Below are 17547 nucleotides of genomic sequence, written 5' to 3'. Positions count from 1 at the left end.
GCAGCGCGGCCGTGTGCGGCTGCGAATGCCGGAGGCTCCGGGTGAGGAGCACACTGGACGTATGGCCCTACCGAAAACGCATCATTGCTCGGCCTGCTCGAACGGGGCCGCCACGGACGAAGTCCTTCACGAGGACCTCGTCGTCGGAGCACCTCTTTCCATGGAGGACCTCACCGACACGCAGCGCCACGATCGCTTCGCCCTGAAGTACGCCCACGACAGTTGCCAGGTCAGAGAGGTCCGGCGAGTACCGCACGACAGCTTGAGTGGCTACGCCTGGTCCGTCCGTTTCACCGAGAGTCCGTGACGAGTGGATCACCGGGCGTCCGGAGCGGATGGCGGCTGTTCGAACCGTCGATGTCCCCGGTGACGTCCCGGCGTTTCCGGGCGCCCTCTTCCCTTCCGCCGTGCCGGCGGTTGCGCTGACCCTCAACCCCTCCCGGGTGCGGAGCCAATTCCTGGGGCCGCACCCGGGGCGGCCACATCCGCCCCTCCCGGCTTTCGGCAGCGATGAGTTTCGCCGTGGTTTCCAGTCTTTGTCCACATACGCGACCCATCGCAGCCGAGGAGAGCATCATGGCCGCCACCTACACGTTCGACGTCTTTTCCAGCCTCGACGGCTTCGGGGCCGCCGGTGGCACCTGGACGGGCTACTGGGGCAAGCAAGGCCCCGAACTCCTCGGCCACCGCCTCGGTCTGTACCGCGAGGAGCAGCGGATGGTCTTCGGGGCCAACACCTATCGCGCGTTCGCGCAGATGGTGGCGTCGAGCAGCGAGGAGTCCGAGGTGCACGACCCGTGGGTCACACGGATGCGGAGCCTGCCGGCAACCGTGGTGTCCACCACGCTGGCCGGGCCCCTCGACTGGCCGGACGCGACCGTTGCGAGGGGCGACGCGGTCGACGTCGTCGCTCGGCTCAAGGAGGAGTCCGAGGTGCCGTTGCGCTCGCACGGCAGCCTGTCGATGAACCGGGCGCTGATGGCAGCCGGCCTGGTCGACCGCGTCCAGGTGACTCTCTTCCCCGTGATCACCGGGCAGACCGGGCTGGACCCGGTCTTCCGGGGTGCGGCCGACTTCGACCTCGAATTGATCGAGCACCGGACGCTCGACGGCCACACCCAGGAGCTCATCTACCGGCCCACCTTGCATGCCTGAGTCCAGTTGCCGCTGACCGGCATCACGCCTCCCCGGCGATCGATGCGTTCAGCTGCCGTGCCCCCGGTTTCCACGCTGCTCGGCGCGGTGGGCCAGCGCGGCGATGATGCGTCGCCACGCCGGTGACGCCTCGGAGATCCGGGAAGAGACCAACGTCAGGTAGCCGGCCCGGTCGCCGTCCCGTGCGTGTGCGATCTCCCACGCGTCCAGGTCGTCGATGAGCCGGTCCAGGCGCGGATCCTCCGGATCCCAGTCGACCGACTGATCACAGGCCAGATACAGCCGCGCCGTCTCCGGGTCGTCCAGGCCGGCGTTCTTGGCCCGTATCCGCTCCGGCATGACCTGCGGGTCCAGTGCCTGCATCAGGATCCACGCGTCGCGCTCGAGCAGTACCCGACGTTCGCTGACCCCGAGGCCGCGCATCCGGTCCAGAACGGCGACCACCTCGGGGGGCAGGACGAGCCGTTCGCCGCTGTCCAGTTCGGCGATCCGGCGGCGGTACTCGGTGAGCTGGTCGATCCTGTGCCGCAGTTCCGCGTCGATGCCGGTGATCGCCGCGGCGAACTCGGCCGGCTGTGCGTGCAGCAGCGCATCGATACGGGCCAGGGGCACACCCGCGTCGGCGAGGGTCCTGATGCGGATGAGATCCACCGCCGCCTGCGCGCTGTACCGGCGGTAGCCGGAGGCGTCCCGCTCGGGCTCGGGCAACAGGCCGATGTGGTGGTAGTGACGAACGGCGCGTACGGTCACGCCGGCGGTCGCCGCGAGCCGGCTGATCGTGAGCACCGTCCTCCTCAGGGCTTCGTACGACGTGGTCCTGCCGAGTCTAGGGGCCGTGTCTCAGTGGCCGGTTCGGCCGATGACGTCGCGGACCGCCTGCACCACGGCATCGGGGCGGTCGAAGCAGAGCCGGTGATGGACGGTGTCGGAGAGGACGCGTTGCTCGCCGTACGAGACCGCGCGCACCAGGGCCGCGTCCATGCGCGTGTGACCGTCATGCATCTCCCGCAGCGTCCGCTCCGACGTCAGCACCTGCTGGGCGGGGTCGGTGCCGACCACGGTGAGCGCGACCAACGGGACATCGGGAAGGCCTGGTCCCGCTCGCAGTTCGGTGGCGAGTGCGGTCAGCCCGGTGCGCTCGGCGATACCGGAGCCGGTCCATTCGCCGCTCCCCTTGGCGTCGACCAGGGCCCGCCGCACGTCCTCCGGGTAGTCCGCGAGCAACTCGGCCGTCATCCTGCGCACCGCAGGGCGCAGCTGTTCCAGCTGCTCCCGGGCAGGTGCCATCCGCTCGACCGCGGCCAGACGCGCCGCGGGAGGCATGAAGTCGTCCCAGTCGCGGTGGAAGGCGTCCAGCCAGACCAGCCCGGCGACGTCCTGCGGGTACAGCTGCGCGAACCGGTGCGCGTAGAAGCCGCCGAGGGAGTGCGGCACCAGAACGTACGGGCCGGCTACGTCCTGGGCCCGCAGCAGCTCGCGCAGTTCCGTGGCGACCGCGGTGGCGGTGCGGGGGAGCGGAAGGGGATCGCTGTAGCCCGTGCCGCCACGGTCGTAGACGACCGCGGTGGTGAACTGCGAAACCCCCTGCTGAACACCGAAGTAGTCCAGGCCCACCGCACCGGCGCCCGGCAGGAACACCACCGCGGGCCCGCCGACGCCCGACCGGTGTACGAAAACGCGGCGACCTTCGATCTCCTGGAATCCTCCGACCGGCGGGGCCAGCCGGGCCGGGGACATGCTGTTCTCCGTCATGCGGCCAGGTTCCAACCCTGACGCAGGGGCAGGGTCAACCCCCGCCCCGCGTCTGCCGGGAAGCGTTCAGGCGCCGGCGCCCCCGTCGACCGGAACCATCGCGCCGGTCACCACCGAGGCGCGGTCGCTGAGCAGCCACGCGGCTGCCTCGGCCACCTCGCGGGGCTCGGCCATGCGCCCGAGAGGGGTCGCCGCCTTGTTGCGCTCGATGATGCCCGGGGACACGGCCTCCCACGCGTCGATCATCTCCGTGGCGGTGCCGCCGGGGGTGATGCCGTTCACCCGGATCCCCTGAGGGCCCCAGGTCACAGCCGCGGTCTCGGTGATGCTGTTCAGCGCGCGCTTCATGGCGCCGTACGCGGGGAGGGCGGGGTTCGCGCGGCGGCTGCCGATGCTCGAGGTGTTGACGATCGCCCCGCCGCCGTTCCGTCGCATGAGCGCCGCCTCGGCGGTCATGGCGGTCCAGTGCGAGCGGAAGTTCACGGCGAACTGCTCGTCGATGTCCTCGTCACTCGTGGTGTCGAGCGGGCCGGGCTGCTGGATCGCCGCGCCGTTGTTGAAGGCGCCGTCAAGCCGTCCGTGCAGCTCCTCGACGCGGTCGACCGCCGCACGGATGCTCGTACGGTCGGCGAGGTCGAGGGTGACGGCGTCGGCGACGCCGCCGTCGGCGCGGATCTCGGTGACGACGCGGTCGAGGGCGTCCGTACCGCGGGCGGCGAGCACGACGGAGGCGCCCTCGGAGGCGAAGAGCCGGGCCGCGGCCGCCCCGATGCCGCGGCTGGCGCCGGTGATGAACACGACCTTGCCGGTGAGCAGGCCGATGGGTGCGATGTCGGTGTGGTTCGTCATGACGGCAGTGTCGGTCCGGTCCCCGGGCCGGATGCAGGCACAAGCTGTACCAGGATCCCACCCCGCGCATTGTGCAGACTTGGGTCATGGACAAGCAGGAGCTCGGGGCGTTCCTCCGCAGCCGCCGCGAGCGGCTCCGGCCGGAGGACGTCGGCCTTCCCTCCGGACCGCGGCGCCGGACACCGGGGCTCCGCCGCGAGGAGACCGCTGTCCTCGCGCACATCTCCACGGAGTACTACGTCCGGCTGGAGCAGGGAAGGGCGCCGCGGCCCTCGGGCGAGGTCCTCGCCGGGATCGCCGGTGCGCTGCGGCTCACCGACGCCGAGTCCGACCATCTCCATGTCCTCGCGGGCACCGCGCCGACCCGCACCCGGCTGCACCGGCGCGACGTCCGGCCGAGCATCCTCGCGCTCATCGAGCGGCTGCCGCAGACGGCGGCCATCGTCGTGTCCGCCGCCTTCGAGGTGCTCGCGTGGAACGATCTCGCGGCCGCGCTCATGGAGGACTTCGGGGGGCTCGCCCCCGAGGACCGCAATCTCGCACGCCGGGCGTTCCTCGGACAGGCAGCGCCTGGGGCGACGCTGTACGGGGTCTCCGACGCGGCCGAGTTCCGGCACCACGTGGTCAAGGACCTGCGCGCGACCCTCGCCCGCTACCCGAAGGATCCCGACGTCACCGGCCTCGTCGCCGAACTCCACGACGCAAGCCCCGACTTCGTCCGGCTCTGGGAGCGGCACGACGTGCAGGCCGCGCCGATGCTCACGAAGACCTTCCGTCACCCGGTCGTCGGGGAGGTCACCGTCGACTGCGACTCACTCGCTCTCGCGGACCGTGATCAGCACCTCGTGCTCTACAGCGCGCCCAAGGGGTCCCCTGACGCCGAGGCCCTGGCTCTTCTGGACGTACTCGGGGCCGAGGCCGCTGACTACCGGCGGTAGCGTCGCGCCTGCGGCGAGGACGAACGCCGCCGTCGGCGCGGGCCTTTGCCGATCCGGGCGGTCTAGGAGGGACGCGCGCAGGAGCGTGTGGCGTTCCTCACAGTGAAAGCACAGGGAGTGAAAGCAACTGCACCCATTCGTCTTTTCTGTCTGGCCCCGTGCGGTATCACCGGTGTGGGCAGGTGAAGAAAGTGTGGCGGCAGACCGCCCGTCCGGTCATACGATCACCTCAAGTCGCGTATGCGTGTCCCATTCCGCTGCGACCCCTTCTCTCTTTTTCGGACCTCGAAGGGCTCTAGTGAAGATTCGCCAGATACTTGCCACAGCTGTTGCCGCCGCGGTGACCACGCCTGCGCTGCTGCTGTCGGTCACCCCCGCGTTCGCCGACGACAAGCCGGCGGCGCAGACGCAGGAGAAGCCGTCCGTCGCGGAGCTGGAAAAGGCCGCCGCCGCAGCGCAGACGGCGTACGACGACGCCGTGGCGGCCGAGAAGGCCGCCGTGGCGGCTCTGAAATCCCTCGACGAGACCTCTCTCCTCGCCAAGGCCGCCAAGGAAGCCAAGGAGGCGGCAACAGAGGCCGCCGCCGCGAAGACCGCCGCCGACCAGGCTGTCGTCGACGCGAAGGCCGCTGTGGAGGCTCTTCCGGACACGGCCACCGACGAGCAGAGGACCGCCGCGGCGGCCGCTGTGACCGAGGCGGAAACCGCCGCCGTGGCCGCCGACGAGGCGAAGACCGCCGCCGACGCCAAGGCCCTGGAGGCCGCGGGTGCGTACACCGAGGAGCGGATCGCCGCAGCCCGGGCCATCGGTGAGCTGCAGAAGGCCACCGAGGCCGCGCTCGCCGACAAGAACGCCGCCGACGCGGCGCTCGCCAAGGCCAAGGAAGAGGAGGCCGAGGGCGGCGAGGGCGGCGGGGAGGACGACACCTGCGTCCCCGAGGCCAAGCTCACCACGGTCGTCACGGGCCTGCCGTCCACGGTCGTCGCCGGCACGAAGGTCAACTTCAAGCTCCGGGTGACCAACGGCACCGACAAGACGATGGACGAGGTGTTCCCGTTCGTCTACGCCCACGCGACCGACCGGAGCGGGCTCAACAACCTCGACCACCTGGTGCACCTGCAGTGGTCGACCGCCTCGTCCTCGACGTGGAAGAACGTCGACAACGAGAACTACATCGAGAAGATCAGCCCGCTGAAGGCCGGCGCCCACGCCGACATCAAGCTGCGCCTCACGGTCGACGCCTCGGCCCCCGCGGGCAACGGCGTCACCTTCGTCGCCGGTGACTACTGGAACGACAACGGCACCTGCGGCGGGAGCCCGGACCTCGAGGGCTACGAGTTCATGATCGCCGCCGCGGGCAGCAACCCCGGCAAGGTCGACGACGCCAAGCCCAGCACGAACAAGCCGAACACCTCGGGCCTCAAGCCGCAGAGCGCCGGGTCGGCCAGCCCGGCGGGCGGCAGCCTCGCCGCCACCGGCTCGTCCTCCGCCACCTCGCAGCTCGCGCTCGCGAGCGGTGCGGCCCTGGCCATCGGTGCGGGCGCGGTGTTCGTCGTGCGCCGTCGCAAGGCGGGTTCGCACGCCTGACGCATGAGGTGAGGCGCCGGCCAGGCGCACGCCTCAGGAGTTGACCGCCCAGGGGGCCCGACACCGTCCGGTGTCGGGCCCTCTGTGGTGGCGCGGCCGCGCTAGCCCGGGTCTTGACGGAGTGTCAGTACCGCGGCCAGCGGTACCGCGGCGTCGAGCAGGGCGCGGGAGCGGGCCGCGATGCTCGCGTCCCGGGCGGTCAGCGTGGCTGCGACCTCCTCCCTGCCGGACCCGCGTCGCAGGCTCGGCATCAAGGCCCGGAGCGGCTCGATCCGGTAGCCGGCGCCGCGCAGTTGGTGCACGACCCGCGCGTCCCGGATCTGCGCGGGTGCGTACCGTCGCGTCCCTCGTGGAGGCACCCGGTCCGGGACGGCGAGCCCCTCGGCGTCCCAGTGCCGCAAGGTGGACGGGCGCACTCCGAGCGCGGCGGCGAGTTCGGAGACCCCCATCGAGTCCGACGGGCGTACGTCTTCGATCAGCTCGGCGGAGATCGCCGTCACGGCCTCCTTGGCGAGTTCCAGGTCCGTACGCTCCCTGTCGAGCCGGGCGTGTGCCGCGTCGAGCAGCGCGAGTGCCTCGCCCAACGGGCGTGCGTGGACAGCGCGCATGATCCGTTTGGCCTCGACCGGGCCCGTGGCGGCGGCGAGCGCCCGGTAGGCCAGCGCGGAGTGGACGTGCGTCTCCCCGTGGACCCGGTAGCCCGAGGCCGTACGCGTCGCCGGCGGCAGGACTCCGTCGCGTTCGAGGTTGCGGATCTGCTGGACGGAGTACCCCGCCCGCCGCGCGACATCGACCGTGCGCATGTTCGTCGACTTGAGGGTTGACACCCGCCGCTCCTCCGGATTCCCGTCGAAAGCCTCCACAAGCACCTTAATGAAACGCTTGAGCACATGAACATCGACGAGATCACCGACTTCGTGGAAGGCCTCGGCGGCGTCCTGGCCGTCAGGCCGGCGCCCGGCGACGGAACGCCCGAGATCAGTTGGGGGGACACGTTCTTCTTCTACGCGCCCGACGGCGTCGCCCCGAAAGCGACCCAACCGTTCGCGACGATCGTGACGAAGAACTACCCGGGCGACGAGCGGTCCCGCCTGGACCGCCCGGACACCTTCCGCGTCAACGTCGCCGCCGGGAAGGAGACGTTCAAGGAATGGACCGGCCACGCGCCACGCGAGCCGGCCCCGGTGGGCGACCCGAGCGTCACCGACACCGTGATCGCACACCCGGTCTACGGTTCCGTCGGCTGGCTCGCGGTGGTGAATCCGGGCGGGCGGACCGACGAGGCGGTGCGCCGACTGCTGCGCGAGGCCCATCACCTCGCACGCGGGCGACATGAGCGACGGACCGGCTCGGCGCCGAGCTCGTAGGAGCCACCACGCTCAGACGCGCTCCAGCGGACGGTGCGGGGCCGGTGGGAGCTCGATCTCCACCGCGTCGTACGGACGGACCGGGCCCCCGTGGCGCACCACGGCCATGACGCCGGACCTGAACGTGAAGTCCCCCGACACCGGATCGATGGCGAACATCTCCCCGAGCAGACCCTGTCGGAAGTCGTTGATCTTCGCGCACGGATTGCGCAGGCCCGTCACCTCCACCACCGCCTCCGCGCCGAGGCGCAGCAGGGTGCCCGTCGGAAGGCCGAGCAGGTCGACATCGCGGGTGGTGATGTTCTCGCCGAGCCTGCCCGCCGACACGTCGTAACCCTTGAGGGCCAGTTCGTCGAAGAGCTCCTCGTGCATCAGGTGCACCTGGCGCAGGTTGGGCAGGTCCGGCTCGTACGTCATGCGGAACTGGTGGCGGATCGTCTCGCCCGCGTGGACGTCCCCCTCGACGCCGAGGCCGGCGAGCAGCGTGATGGAGGGGCGGTTGGGCTTGCTGAACGCGTACGTCCCGTTGCTGCTCACCGCTGTGACCCGGCCTGCCATGTCCCACCCCGCCTGTCGGCCCGTGCACTTCGGGCCATCCTAGGGAGGCCCGGCGTCAACGCGGGCCCACAGCTGGGCGTCCGAGGATCGCCGCCCACGGGAGCTCCCGTACCTCCGGGCCCTGCCGCGGTTCGTACAGGGGCCAGACGTCCGCCCCGTACACCAGCTCGACGCCCGCCCTGCGCAGTGTCCCGATGTGCCCCTCCCACGCCGGGTGCCGCGCGTGCGCGGCGTTGATCCGGGGGAACACCACCACCGGGACGCCGGCCGTGCCGAGTGCCTCGCTCACCTGCGTCAGGGCCTGGTTGTCGGCGATGCCCGTCGCGAGCTTGGCGACGTAGTTCGCGCTCGCGGGTGCGACGACGTAGCAGTCGGCCACCGGGTGCGGGCGGGGCTCCGCGGGCAGGCGGGGCGTGTCCCGCACCGGCAGGCCGGTCAGCGACTCCAGCCGGTCCCACTCCCCGTTCGCCCGGAGCCATCGCCCGGCGTTCGGTGTGAGCGTCACAGCCACCTGCCAGCCCAGAGCGATGGCCGGCTCGACCAGCCCGGTGCGCAGCGTCTCCACTCCGTCGGTGGCCGTGCCCACGACTCCCAGCACCCCGCGGCTGCCTGCTGTCACCGTTTTCTCCGCCCTGCGTCCGGTTCCGCCCACCCGGCCTGCGCTCCCGGTGCCGGGGCTCCGGGAAGCCGACGGCCGGCGTACTTCCGCGACCACCACCCTAGAGCCGGCCGCCCACCGCTGAGCGGCACTTCAGGACGCGCTCCGGCGGGCGGTGGAGCGGTGCGCGGTGGAGCGGTGCGCGGTGGAGACCACGCTCAGTCCGAGATGCCGAGGTCCTGGCGCATGAGGCGGTGCATGGCGGTGAGTTGCGGATCAGCCGTCTTGAGGTCCAGGAGCAGCCGGCCGGCCGTCTCGCCCTCGCGGGACAGACCGCGGTCGACGCGCTTGAGCGCGGCGTCCACCCCGGCGAGGACCACGTTGAGCTCGCGGGACGCGGCCAGGACGACACCGGGGACGATCATCTGGGCCTCGGCGTACCGGTCACGGTAGTCGCGCCGGGCTTCTTCCAGCCGCGCCCGGTCGTCGTCGCTGTAGACCCCGTCACGCACGCGGTGCAGGGCGTCCTTGAGGAGGGTGTGGAAACGGCGGGTCGCCCGGTTCATCGAGGTGTACGCGGTGCGCCGGTCCTCGAAGTTCCTCCGCCTCTCCTCGGCCAGCTCGTCCGCCGTGCGCTGGCGCCTCGTCACCCAGCTCGTCATCAACGGGGCGAAGAGCGTGCCGAGCACGCCGACGACGGCGGCGACCATGGCTGCTACCGCTGCACTCATACCGGTGACCCTAGGTCACAACAGGCGTCTGTCGAAACGTAGTTCGTGGCCCCGTCGGCTCATGTCCCGGACCGGCCCGGCTTCCACAGCTCGCCCTCCGCCTGGGGTCGTGCCGCCGCGAGGTACGCGCGCGGGGCCGCGAGCGCCGGATGGGGGTTGCTCCGGCGGCGACCAGGGCGTGGGGGTGGACCGGGGCCGGGCCGCGGACCGGGATGCGGCGGGGGCGGCCCGCGGGCCGGCGCGCGGCGGTACGGGGGTGGCGGCCGCCGTCGTCGGCGCCCGGGCGGCCCTCGCCGCAGCGGCGGTCCTGCTGCTGACCACGCCGTTCCTGCTGCGGCGCCGCTCCCCGTCCGCTCCGGAGGTCCCGGGATGCGAGGCGACGAGGCACGGGGGACCGTGGAGTCATGTCCGGACATCCGCCTGTGATCGTGTACCCGCCCTCACCGACCGGTGGGCGGCGGGTGACCGTGCGCGGCCAGATCGTCGGGCTCGCGCACGGGCGCGGTGACGTGGCCTCGTTCCTCCGGCGGGCGGGGCTCGCCCAGGGGGCCGAGGAGATCGACCTGGACCAGCCCGAGCTGATCGAGTGGCGGGGCGGAGACCTCGAAACCTGGAGGTGAGCCCCGTGAAGCATCGTGGAGCACACCGGCACGAGGCGTCACTCGAACCGCCCCCCGGCTACTACGGGGCGAGCGCGGGAACACCCGACGACACGCAGCGGGGCCTGATCCTCGACTGGGTGGTGAGCCGGCGGGTCGCCACCGGATGGCGGGTGGAGTCGCGGTCCGGAAGCCAGGCCGTACTTCTGCGAGGGCAGCCGGTCAACCATGTGCTGCACGCCTTTCTGACGGTCTTCTCGTGCTGCCTCTGGGGTGTCGTCTGGGCGGTCCTGGCAGTGACGAACAAGGTCGAGCGAGTGGTGCTCACCGTCGACGCGCACGGTCAGGTCGTGACCGTGGGAGCACCCTGAGCGGGACGGCGGGACAGCGAGGAAGGGCCGTCACCCGAACGGGCGCGTCCGGGTCGTGGCCGGTGAGGCCGTCGCACAGGGTCGGATCTGCCCGCCGTGATGCGGCGTGGCCCGTCGAGTGGAGGAATCCCATGGCCCAGTCAGCGTCAGCCCCCGGCTCCTCGCGCCCGTCCGCCCCCGGACCCGGCAGCCCCTGGGCGGCCACCGGGGTCCTGTTCGCGGGGATCGTGCTCCTCGTCGACGGCATCCTCGCCATCGTCAAGGGGATCGCGGGCATCGCCTCCGACGAGGTGTACACGCGCATCAGCAACTACACGTTCAAGTTCGACATCACCGCCTGGGGCTGGATCCACCTGATCCTCGGGGTGCTCCTGGTGCTCGTCGGATGGAGCATCCTCAAAGGCGCGGCCTGGGCGTGGGGCGTGGGCGTCGGGCTGGCGGCCCTGAACCTGATCGCCAACTTCATCTGGCTGCCGTACCAGCCGGTGTGGGCGATCATCTCCATCGCGCTCGACACCTTCGTGATCTGGGCCCTGTGCGCCCACCGGGCGAAGCCGGTCATCTGACGTGAACCCGGGGCGAGGCGGCTCGGAGCCGGACGCGGTCACGGCGCTGGCCGCCGACGCGTACGTCTACGGATCCCCGCTCGTCCGGCAGCTGTCGGCCGTCCAGGCCTGTCTCCAGGAGGGCTGCGGGACTCTGGGACCCGCACCCTTCAACGACTTCGCCCATGCCGACGGGCCCGCCACGCCCGGCACCCACACCCCGTACGCCCCGGCCGACCTCGTCGACGCCCTCGCCCAGCTCGACCTCTCCGGAGGGCCCGTCCGGCTGCACGTCCCGGACACCGGCGGGGCGTACTACGTCCTCCAGTTCGTCGACGCCTGGGGCAACGCCTTCGCCTACCTCGGCACCCGGGCCACCGGCACGGGCGAGGGTGACTGGATGGTCGTGCCGCCCGGATGGGCCGGCACCGTCCCCGACGTGGTGTCCGGGGTGATCGACGCCCCCACCTCCGTCGTCTCCGTCCTCGGCCGCCTCGCCTGCGACGGACCGGAGGACATGCCCCGGGTCAGGGCGCTCCAGCAGGAGCTCACACTCACGCACCTGGGCGACCGGGCCCACCGGACCGGGCTTCCCGCGACCGAGACCGGGGTCCCGGGCGAGCTGCGGTTCTTCGAAGAGCTCCGGGTCTGGATGGCCGACTTCCCGCCCGCCGCCGCCGATCGCGCCTACCAGGACCGGTTCCAGCCCCTGGGGCTCCTGGAGGAGGGGATCTCGCCGTACGTGTCGGCCGGGCCCACCCTCGTACGCTCACTGCGGCGGGGGCTCGCGCTGGGAAGGTTGCGGGTGGAGGAGGCGGCCCGCCCGCACACCGTCGCGGCCGAGGGCGTCCCGGGTGCCTGGCGGATGATTCCGCACCTGCGGGACTACAACCTCGACCACCACGGCGTCGGCACGCTCCGCTCACCGGAGTGGAAGATCTCCGACCGGGAGGCGTCGTACCTGGTCAGGGCGGTGGCGGCCCGGCGGGGACGCTGGCTGCCCCATGGGTACGAGGCGGTGTACGCCCACACGTCCCGTGACTCCCGGGGACGCCTGCTCGACGGGGCGCACAGCTATGCGCTGCACTTCACGCAGCCGCCACCGGTCGGGGCGTTCTGGTCGCTGACCGTGTACGACAGCCCCGGGGGCCACCTGGTGGCGAACGCCGCGGACCGGTACGCGATCGGGGACCGGACACCCGGGCTCGTCCACGGCGACGACGGGTCGCTGACGCTGCGCCTGTCCGCGGATCCGCCGGCGGACGCGGCCGGTGCGGCGAACTGGCTGCCGCTGCCGGCCGGCGGCTTCCGCCCGCTTCTGCGGTTCCACGTCCCCGGCCGGGCGGTTCTCGACGGGAGTTACGCCGTCCCGGCGCTCCAGCGGCTCGGGGACGGGCCGCGACCCTAGTTCCCCGGGCGCGTTGTCAGTGGCGCGTCGCACACTGGAGACATGTGCCGCAGCATCAAGACGCTTCGTCCCCCGTCCATCCCCGAAGAGGCCACCGAGGAGGAGATGAGAGCCGCCGCCCTGCAGTACGTGCGCAAGGTCTCGGGCTTCCGTGCGCCCGCCGCGCACAACCAGGAGGTCTTCGACCGCGCGGTCGAAGAGATCACCGAGGCCACCCAGCGGCTGCTGGACGGTCTGGAGATCCGGGGCGCCGCCCGGGTCTGAGCGGACCGGGCCCTCAGGTCCCGGCCGGGGCTCCGGCGACCGGCGCGGCTGAGGCGTGCGCGGGGCGGCGGACGACGACCGCCGCGAGTGCGCCCGCCAGGAACAGGGCGAGGACGGAGACGGCCGTGCCCAGCCAGCCCGCGCCCAGCCACTGGCCGCCGAAGTAGCCGAGGCCCACGCTGTAGACCGCCCAGGCCACTCCGGCCACGGCCGACCAGGGCAGGAATTCCTTGACCTTGCGGTGCGCGGCGCCGGCGCCCAGGGAGACGACGGAGCGGCCGGCCGGGGCGAAGCGGGCGACGACGACCAGCGCCCCTCCGCCGCGGCTCAGCGCCGCGCCGAGACGCTCCTGGGCGGAGGTGAGGCGGCGGGACCGGGCGATGGCGCGGTCGAGGCGTTCGCCGCCGCGCCAGGCGAGGCGGTAGGCGACGAGGTCGCCGAGGACGGAGGCGGTGGCGGCGCAGAGGGTCAGCACCAGCAGTGAGGGCACGTGCCGGGTGGCCTCACCGGCCGCGGCGGTGACCGTGGTCGTGCTCGCGGCCGCGGCGGTGGCCGCGGCGATCACCAGGACACCGCTGGGGAGGACGGGCAGGAAGACGTCCAGGAGTACCGAGAGGGCGACCACCGCGTAGATCCATGGGCTGCCTGTCAGCGCACCCACACTCTCGAGCACTTTTCTACTCCCCGTTCCCGTGTCCGTGTCAACGCCGCGACGTCGCAGGGGAGCGGCAGGAGCGGCAGGGCCAGCTGTACAGCGTACGCCTGCTGGTCACCCGGTTCACCTGGTATTCACCGGCCCGACGGCCGATGTCGCGCAGCTCACGTACGACCCCGGCCCCCCTCGGGAGGAGGGGGGCCGGGGCGTGGGGAGCGTGGGGTCAGACCGAGACGGCGCGGGCCTTCTCGCGAGCGGGTTCGCTCTCGCTCGCGGAGCCGCCGCGCGAGGAGAACAGCCGGTCCAGGGCGACGGCCCCGGGGCCGGTGAAGACCAGCAGCAGGAAGGCCCAGCAGAAGACCGCCGAGGCCTCGCCGCCGTTCTGCAGGGGGAACAGCGACTCGGGCTGATGCACCTTGAAGTACGCGTAGGCCATGGAGCCGGAGGAGACGAGAGCGGCGATGCGGGTACCGAGGCCGAGCGCGACCAGGATGCCGCCGACGAGCTGGATCACCGCGGCGTACCAGCCCGGCCAGGTGCCGGCGGGGACGGTGCCGCCGCCCATGGAGCCGCCCAGGACTCCGAAGAGCGAGGCGGCGCCGTGGCAGGCGAAGAGAAAGCCGATGACGACGCGGAAAAGGCCGAGTGCGTAGGGCTGGGCACGGTTCAGACGTATGGACATGGGGGGTGGGGCTCCTTCGGTCTGGGGACGTGAACCGATCGGGGCCCCTCAGGTTAGGGTGACCTCACTATTGCTTGCAAGTTCAACATTCTGTCGACTGGCTGAAAATTGGTCATTCGTTCGACGTCAGGGAGCGCTCCAGAACCGTCTCGAGCTGTGCCCCCGTGGGCCTGGCTCTGGCCTGCACCAATGTCAGCGCAGCTTTCCGGCCGTGCAGGGTGAGGGTCATCAGCTGATTGCCGAACCACGGTCCACCCGACTTGCGCCAGCGCATCGGAGGGCTCCCCGTCCGCCCGTGGAGCGCCAGCGCGCGCCCGAGCCATCGGCCCACCCGGCTCCAGCCGAACCGGAAGCCGGCGCGCACGTACCCGGGGATGGAGTTGTGGACGGGAGAGCAGGTCAGTTGCAGGACGTGTGCGGCGGGAGTGCCGTCCGGGGCGGGGCCGGACCACTGGGGCTCGGCGATGTACGCATGGTGCACATCGCCCGAGAGCACGCATACCGTCGCGGGCGCGTCCGGCACGCTGCCCGCCTCCCTCAGCAGCTCCGACAGGCGGCGGAAGGACTCCGGGAACGCGGCCCAATGCTCCAGGTCACCGGCACGCCGCACCTTCTCCCCGCGGCGCGCCCAGCGTTCGCCCCGGTCCCCCCGGCACAGCGCGGCGTTCCACGTCTCCGCCTCGTGTATGAGGGGCGGCAGGAGCCAGGGCAGCGAGGTGCCGATCAGCAGGTGGTCGTACGCGCCGGGGTCCGCGAGCACCTCGTCGCGCAGCCACCTCTCCTCCCCCTCGCGGAGCATCGACCGGTGCTGCTCCTCGAGGGACCGGGCCGCCCGGGTGTCCACCATCAGCAGCCGTACTCGGCCGAAAACACGCCGATAGCTCCACCGGGTCAGCGTGGGGTCGGCGTCCGCCGCCGCCGCGTGGTCGCGCAGGGTCTCGGTGCCGTCCGGCACGGCGCGCACGGCCGCGTAGACCGGGTCGGCCTCCAGGGCGTCGGGGGAGAGGTTGCCGAGGTGCTGGTACACCCAGTACGACATGAGCCCGCTGACGATGCGCTCGTGCCACCACGGCGTGCGGCGCATGTCCTGGACCCAGGCGGCGCTGGTGTTCCAGTCGTCCACGACGTCGTGGTCGTCGAAGATCATGCAGCTGGGGACCGTGGAGAGCAGCCATCGCACGTCCGGGTCGCGCCAGGACTCGTCGTAGAGGTGGGTGTACTCCTCGTAGTCGGCGACCTCCGCGCCGGGAGCCTCGTCGAGATCGCGCCGGGCGGCGAGCCGTCTCTGCGTGGCCTGCGACGTCTCGTCCGCGTACACCTGGTCGCCCAGGAGCAGCAGGACGTCCGGGCGTACGGCGCCGGGGTCGGCCGCGAGGCGGGTGGCCAGCGCGTCGAGCGCGTCCGGGCCGATGGCGTCGTGCCCGTGGGCGGGCGGGGCCGCCCAGCGGCAGGACCCGAACGCGACCCGGACCGGATCCATGTCGTCCGGCCGGTCCACGGCGGGCGTGCTGATGGTGCTCGGCGGGAAGCGGGAGTCCTCGGGCGGCCATACGCGGTGGCCGTCGAGCAGCACCTCGTACGGGGTGGCCGAACCGGGGGTCAGGCCCGTCACCACCACCAGGGCGTAGTGGTGCCCCTGGACGGCGAACGTGGGGGAGGTCCCGCCCGCCCCGTCGGCGCAGCGGACCTCCGCCGTGCAGGGCCTCGTCGCCTCCACCCAGACGGTCGCCCGGGAGCCGGACTCCCAGTCGACGTACCTCAGCAGTGGTCCGAGGCGTAGCCCGGCCATGTGTGCCCTCCTCGCGTCGCCGTCGTCGATGGCTCCGTAGGGTACGGGGCGACGGAGGAGGGCGGGAGGGCGGTCAGCAGCCGTTCAGGACGGACTGCAGGGCGCTCTTCTCGGTGGAGTCGACGGTGAGGTCGTAGTAGTGCTTCACGTGCACCCAGGCGCGGGCGTAGGTGCAGCGGTAGGTGGTGCGTGACGGGAGCCACTCACCCGGGTCCTGGTCGCTCTTGGACTGGTTGACGTTGTCGGTGACCGCGATGAGCTGAGGGCGGGTCAGGTCGTTGGCGAAGGACTGGCGCTGGGCGTTGGTCCAGCCGCTGGCCCCGGAACGCCAGGCCTCGGCGAGCGGGACCATGTGGTCGATGTCCAGGTCGGACGCGGCGGTCCAGGTGGCGCCGTCGTACTCCGAGTACCAGCTGCCGCTGGTCGCGGCGCAGGCGGAGTCCTGGACGACCCCGGTGCCGTCACGCTTCAGCACCACCTCGCGGGTGTTGCAGGCCCCCGACTGGGTGATCCAGTGCGGGAACTTGTCGCGGCTGTAGCCGGACGAGGAGCCCTCGGTGGAGACGGTGAGCTGACCCAGATACGTACGGGCGGTCGAGGCGCTGACGGGGGTGGGCATCGCGGCCTGGGCGGTCGGGGCCGTGAGGAGCCCGGTGGTGGCGGCGAGTGCGGCCGAGGCGGCGACGACGGCTATGCGACGCGCGTAGATACCGGACATGTGAACTCCCTTGATGTGGGGGGCTGTCGGGCGGGCGACCTGTCGAGCCGGACCATCGTGGCGGCGCCGGGTTTCGGTGGGGTGGTCGCCAGGTAACAGAGTGACGACATGCGCACGTCACATCAAGAGGTAGGACGGTCGGTCTGACGTCCCGTCCGAAGGCTGTTCGAGTACGGAGGTTGACGGTACGGCAGCCCTTAGGGTTGCCGCGTGCTGCTTCCGGTCGGTCCCGCCCTCGGTGTCGTCCTCGCCGTGCTCCTGGTGTGCGCCGCCGCCGTCGCCGCGTGGGCCTCGCTGGGCAGGTCGCGTGAGATCGCCGTCGCCGGGGTGCGGGCCGCGGTCCAGCTGGCCGTCGTCTCCCTGCTCATCGGCTGGGTGGTGCGCTCCCCGGGGCCCCTGCTCGGCTTCCTGGCGCTGATGTTCGCGGTCGCGGTGCGCACCGCGGGCCGGCGGATCACCCGTAACCGCACCTGGTGGTGGGCCGCCGTGCCGATCGCTGCGGGCGTCGTGCCGGTGGTGGTGGCGCTGCTGCTCACCGGGCTCCTTCCGGCGCGGGGGATCGCCCTGATCCCGGTCACCGGCATCCTCATCGGGGGCGCGCTCACCGCGACCGTGCTCGGCGGGCGCCGCGCGCTGGACGAGCTCGAGGTGCGGCGCGGGGAGGTGGAGGCCGGGATGGCGCTCGGTCTGCCCGACCGGGACGCCCGGCTGGAGATCGCCCGCCCCGCCGCTTCGGACGCGCTGCTGCCGGGGCTGGACCAGACCCGGACCGTGGGGCTCGTCACCCTGCCCGGGGCCTTCGTGGGCATGCTGCTGGGCGGCGCCTCACCCGTGGAGGCGGGCGCCGTTCAGCTGTTCGTCCTGGTGGCGCTGATGGCGGTGCAGACGGTTGCCGTCGCACTGGTGCTGGAGCTGATCGCCCGGGGGGTGCTGCACCGGGAGTGAGACGAGGGCGGCCCCGCTCGGGCTGTGCGCCGGGC

At 72.1% G+C, this 17547-nt stretch carries 21 protein-coding genes; 10 read left to right on the top strand and 11 right to left on the bottom strand.

The features are described 5' to 3' along the window. Positions 1-576 precede the first annotated feature (576 nt). Positions 577-1155, top strand: a complete 579-nt coding sequence (locus ACIP63_RS03135) for a dihydrofolate reductase family protein (RefSeq protein WP_401510881.1) — start codon at positions 577-579, stop codon at positions 1153-1155. Between the two features lie 48 nt (positions 1156-1203). Here the strand turns inward: ACIP63_RS03135 and ACIP63_RS03130 are convergent, their stop codons facing one another. From ACIP63_RS03130 to ACIP63_RS03120, 3 genes are all read right to left on the bottom strand, one after another. Then, complete coding sequence (locus ACIP63_RS03130) at positions 1204-1941, bottom strand: MerR family transcriptional regulator (RefSeq protein WP_401510880.1); 738 nt, start codon at positions 1939-1941, stop codon at positions 1204-1206. A gap of 54 nt (positions 1942-1995) precedes the next feature. Next, complete coding sequence (locus ACIP63_RS03125) at positions 1996-2907, bottom strand: alpha/beta fold hydrolase (RefSeq protein ID WP_401510878.1); 912 nt, start codon at positions 2905-2907, stop codon at positions 1996-1998. A gap of 66 nt (positions 2908-2973) precedes the next feature. Continuing rightward, entirely contained in the window at positions 2974-3756 is a 783-nt protein-coding gene (locus tag ACIP63_RS03120) for an SDR family NAD(P)-dependent oxidoreductase (protein ID WP_401510876.1), read from the bottom strand. 86 nt (positions 3757-3842) lie between these two features. Between ACIP63_RS03120 and ACIP63_RS03115 the strand changes: the two genes are divergently transcribed. Both ACIP63_RS03115 and ACIP63_RS03110 read left to right on the top strand, forming a co-directional pair. Beyond that, complete coding sequence (locus tag ACIP63_RS03115) at positions 3843-4694, top strand: helix-turn-helix transcriptional regulator (protein ID WP_401510874.1); 852 nt, start codon at positions 3843-3845, stop codon at positions 4692-4694. Between the two features lie 298 nt (positions 4695-4992). Beyond that, on the top strand, positions 4993-6282 hold the full coding sequence (locus tag ACIP63_RS03110) for an LAETG motif-containing sortase-dependent surface protein (RefSeq protein WP_401510872.1): 1290 nt from the start codon (positions 4993-4995) through the stop codon (positions 6280-6282). A 101-nt stretch (positions 6283-6383) separates the two neighbouring features. On the opposite strand, the gene ACIP63_RS03105 is transcribed toward ACIP63_RS03110, so the two are convergent. Continuing rightward, positions 6384-7109, bottom strand: a complete 726-nt coding sequence (locus ACIP63_RS03105) for a MerR family transcriptional regulator (RefSeq protein WP_401510870.1) — start codon at positions 7107-7109, stop codon at positions 6384-6386. Positions 7110-7172: 63 nt separating this feature from the next. Here ACIP63_RS03105 and ACIP63_RS03100 point away from each other — a divergent pair, with 63 nt between their 5' ends. Beyond that, positions 7173-7649 carry a DUF6194 family protein gene (locus ACIP63_RS03100; RefSeq protein WP_401510868.1) on the top strand — a complete coding sequence of 159 codons (477 nt, stop codon included), beginning with the start codon at positions 7173-7175 and terminating at the stop codon, positions 7647-7649. Between the two features lie 12 nt (positions 7650-7661). Here ACIP63_RS03100 and ACIP63_RS03095 read toward each other — a convergent pair whose 3' ends face one another. The 3 genes from ACIP63_RS03095 to ACIP63_RS03085 form a co-directional block, all read right to left on the bottom strand. Next, complete coding sequence (locus ACIP63_RS03095; RefSeq protein WP_401510866.1) at positions 7662-8207, bottom strand: MOSC domain-containing protein; 546 nt, start codon at positions 8205-8207, stop codon at positions 7662-7664. Between the two features lie 55 nt (positions 8208-8262). Then, entirely contained in the window at positions 8263-8826 is a 564-nt protein-coding gene (locus tag ACIP63_RS03090) for a flavoprotein (protein WP_401510864.1), read from the bottom strand. Positions 8827-9023: 197 nt separating this feature from the next. Continuing rightward, positions 9024-9536 carry a hypothetical protein gene (locus ACIP63_RS03085; RefSeq protein ID WP_401510862.1) on the bottom strand — a complete coding sequence of 171 codons (513 nt, stop codon included), beginning with the start codon at positions 9534-9536 and terminating at the stop codon, positions 9024-9026. Positions 9537-9940: 404 nt separating this feature from the next. Between ACIP63_RS03085 and ACIP63_RS03080 the strand changes: the two genes are divergently transcribed. The 5 genes from ACIP63_RS03080 (at position 9941) to ACIP63_RS03060 (ending at position 12723) form a co-directional block, all read left to right on the top strand. After that, positions 9941-10156, top strand: coding sequence for a hypothetical protein (locus ACIP63_RS03080; protein ID WP_362942189.1), 216 nt, complete (start codon positions 9941-9943; stop codon positions 10154-10156). 5 nt (positions 10157-10161) lie between these two features. Then, complete coding sequence (locus ACIP63_RS03075; RefSeq protein ID WP_401510860.1) at positions 10162-10506, top strand: hypothetical protein; 345 nt, start codon at positions 10162-10164, stop codon at positions 10504-10506. Positions 10507-10637: 131 nt separating this feature from the next. After that, a complete protein-coding gene (locus ACIP63_RS03070) occupies positions 10638-11072 on the top strand; it encodes a hypothetical protein (protein WP_399228820.1) in 435 nt (144 codons plus the stop codon). Position 11073: 1 nt separating this feature from the next. Continuing rightward, a complete protein-coding gene (locus ACIP63_RS03065) occupies positions 11074-12459 on the top strand; it encodes a DUF1254 domain-containing protein (protein WP_401510858.1) in 1386 nt (461 codons plus the stop codon). A gap of 42 nt (positions 12460-12501) precedes the next feature. Next, the gene (locus tag ACIP63_RS03060) at positions 12502-12723 is read left to right on the top strand and encodes a DUF2277 domain-containing protein (protein WP_104785181.1); all 222 of its coding nucleotides are present in this window, start codon (positions 12502-12504) and stop codon (positions 12721-12723) included. 13 nt (positions 12724-12736) lie between these two features. On the opposite strand, the gene ACIP63_RS03055 is transcribed toward ACIP63_RS03060, so the two are convergent. The 4 genes from ACIP63_RS03055 to ACIP63_RS03040 form a co-directional block, all read right to left on the bottom strand. Further along, positions 12737-13396: a DedA family protein gene (locus tag ACIP63_RS03055; protein WP_401510855.1), complete on the bottom strand. Its 660-nt coding sequence runs from the start codon at positions 13394-13396 to the stop codon at positions 12737-12739. A 205-nt stretch (positions 13397-13601) separates the two neighbouring features. After that, positions 13602-14060, bottom strand: coding sequence for a DoxX family protein (locus ACIP63_RS03050; protein ID WP_401510853.1), 459 nt, complete (start codon positions 14058-14060; stop codon positions 13602-13604). Between the two features lie 112 nt (positions 14061-14172). Then, positions 14173-15849, bottom strand: coding sequence for an alkaline phosphatase D family protein (locus ACIP63_RS03045; RefSeq protein WP_401510851.1), 1677 nt, complete (start codon positions 15847-15849; stop codon positions 14173-14175). A gap of 73 nt (positions 15850-15922) precedes the next feature. Next, positions 15923-16567 (bottom strand): HNH endonuclease family protein, encoded by a 645-nt coding sequence (locus tag ACIP63_RS03040; RefSeq protein WP_401510849.1) that lies wholly within the window; start codon positions 16565-16567, stop codon positions 15923-15925. A gap of 210 nt (positions 16568-16777) precedes the next feature. On the opposite strand from ACIP63_RS03040, the gene ACIP63_RS03035 reads away from it, so the two are divergent. Next, positions 16778-17512: an ABC transporter permease gene (locus ACIP63_RS03035; RefSeq protein ID WP_401510847.1), complete on the top strand. Its 735-nt coding sequence runs from the start codon at positions 16778-16780 to the stop codon at positions 17510-17512. Positions 17513-17547 lie beyond the last annotated feature (35 nt).

The sequence above is a fragment of the Streptomyces sp. NPDC088746 genome (assembly GCF_044751065.1).
Taxonomy (GTDB): domain Bacteria; phylum Actinomycetota; class Actinomycetes; order Streptomycetales; family Streptomycetaceae; genus Streptomyces.
Note: the sequence above shows the minus strand (reverse complement) of the source record. Positions and strands in the feature narration are given on the sequence as shown.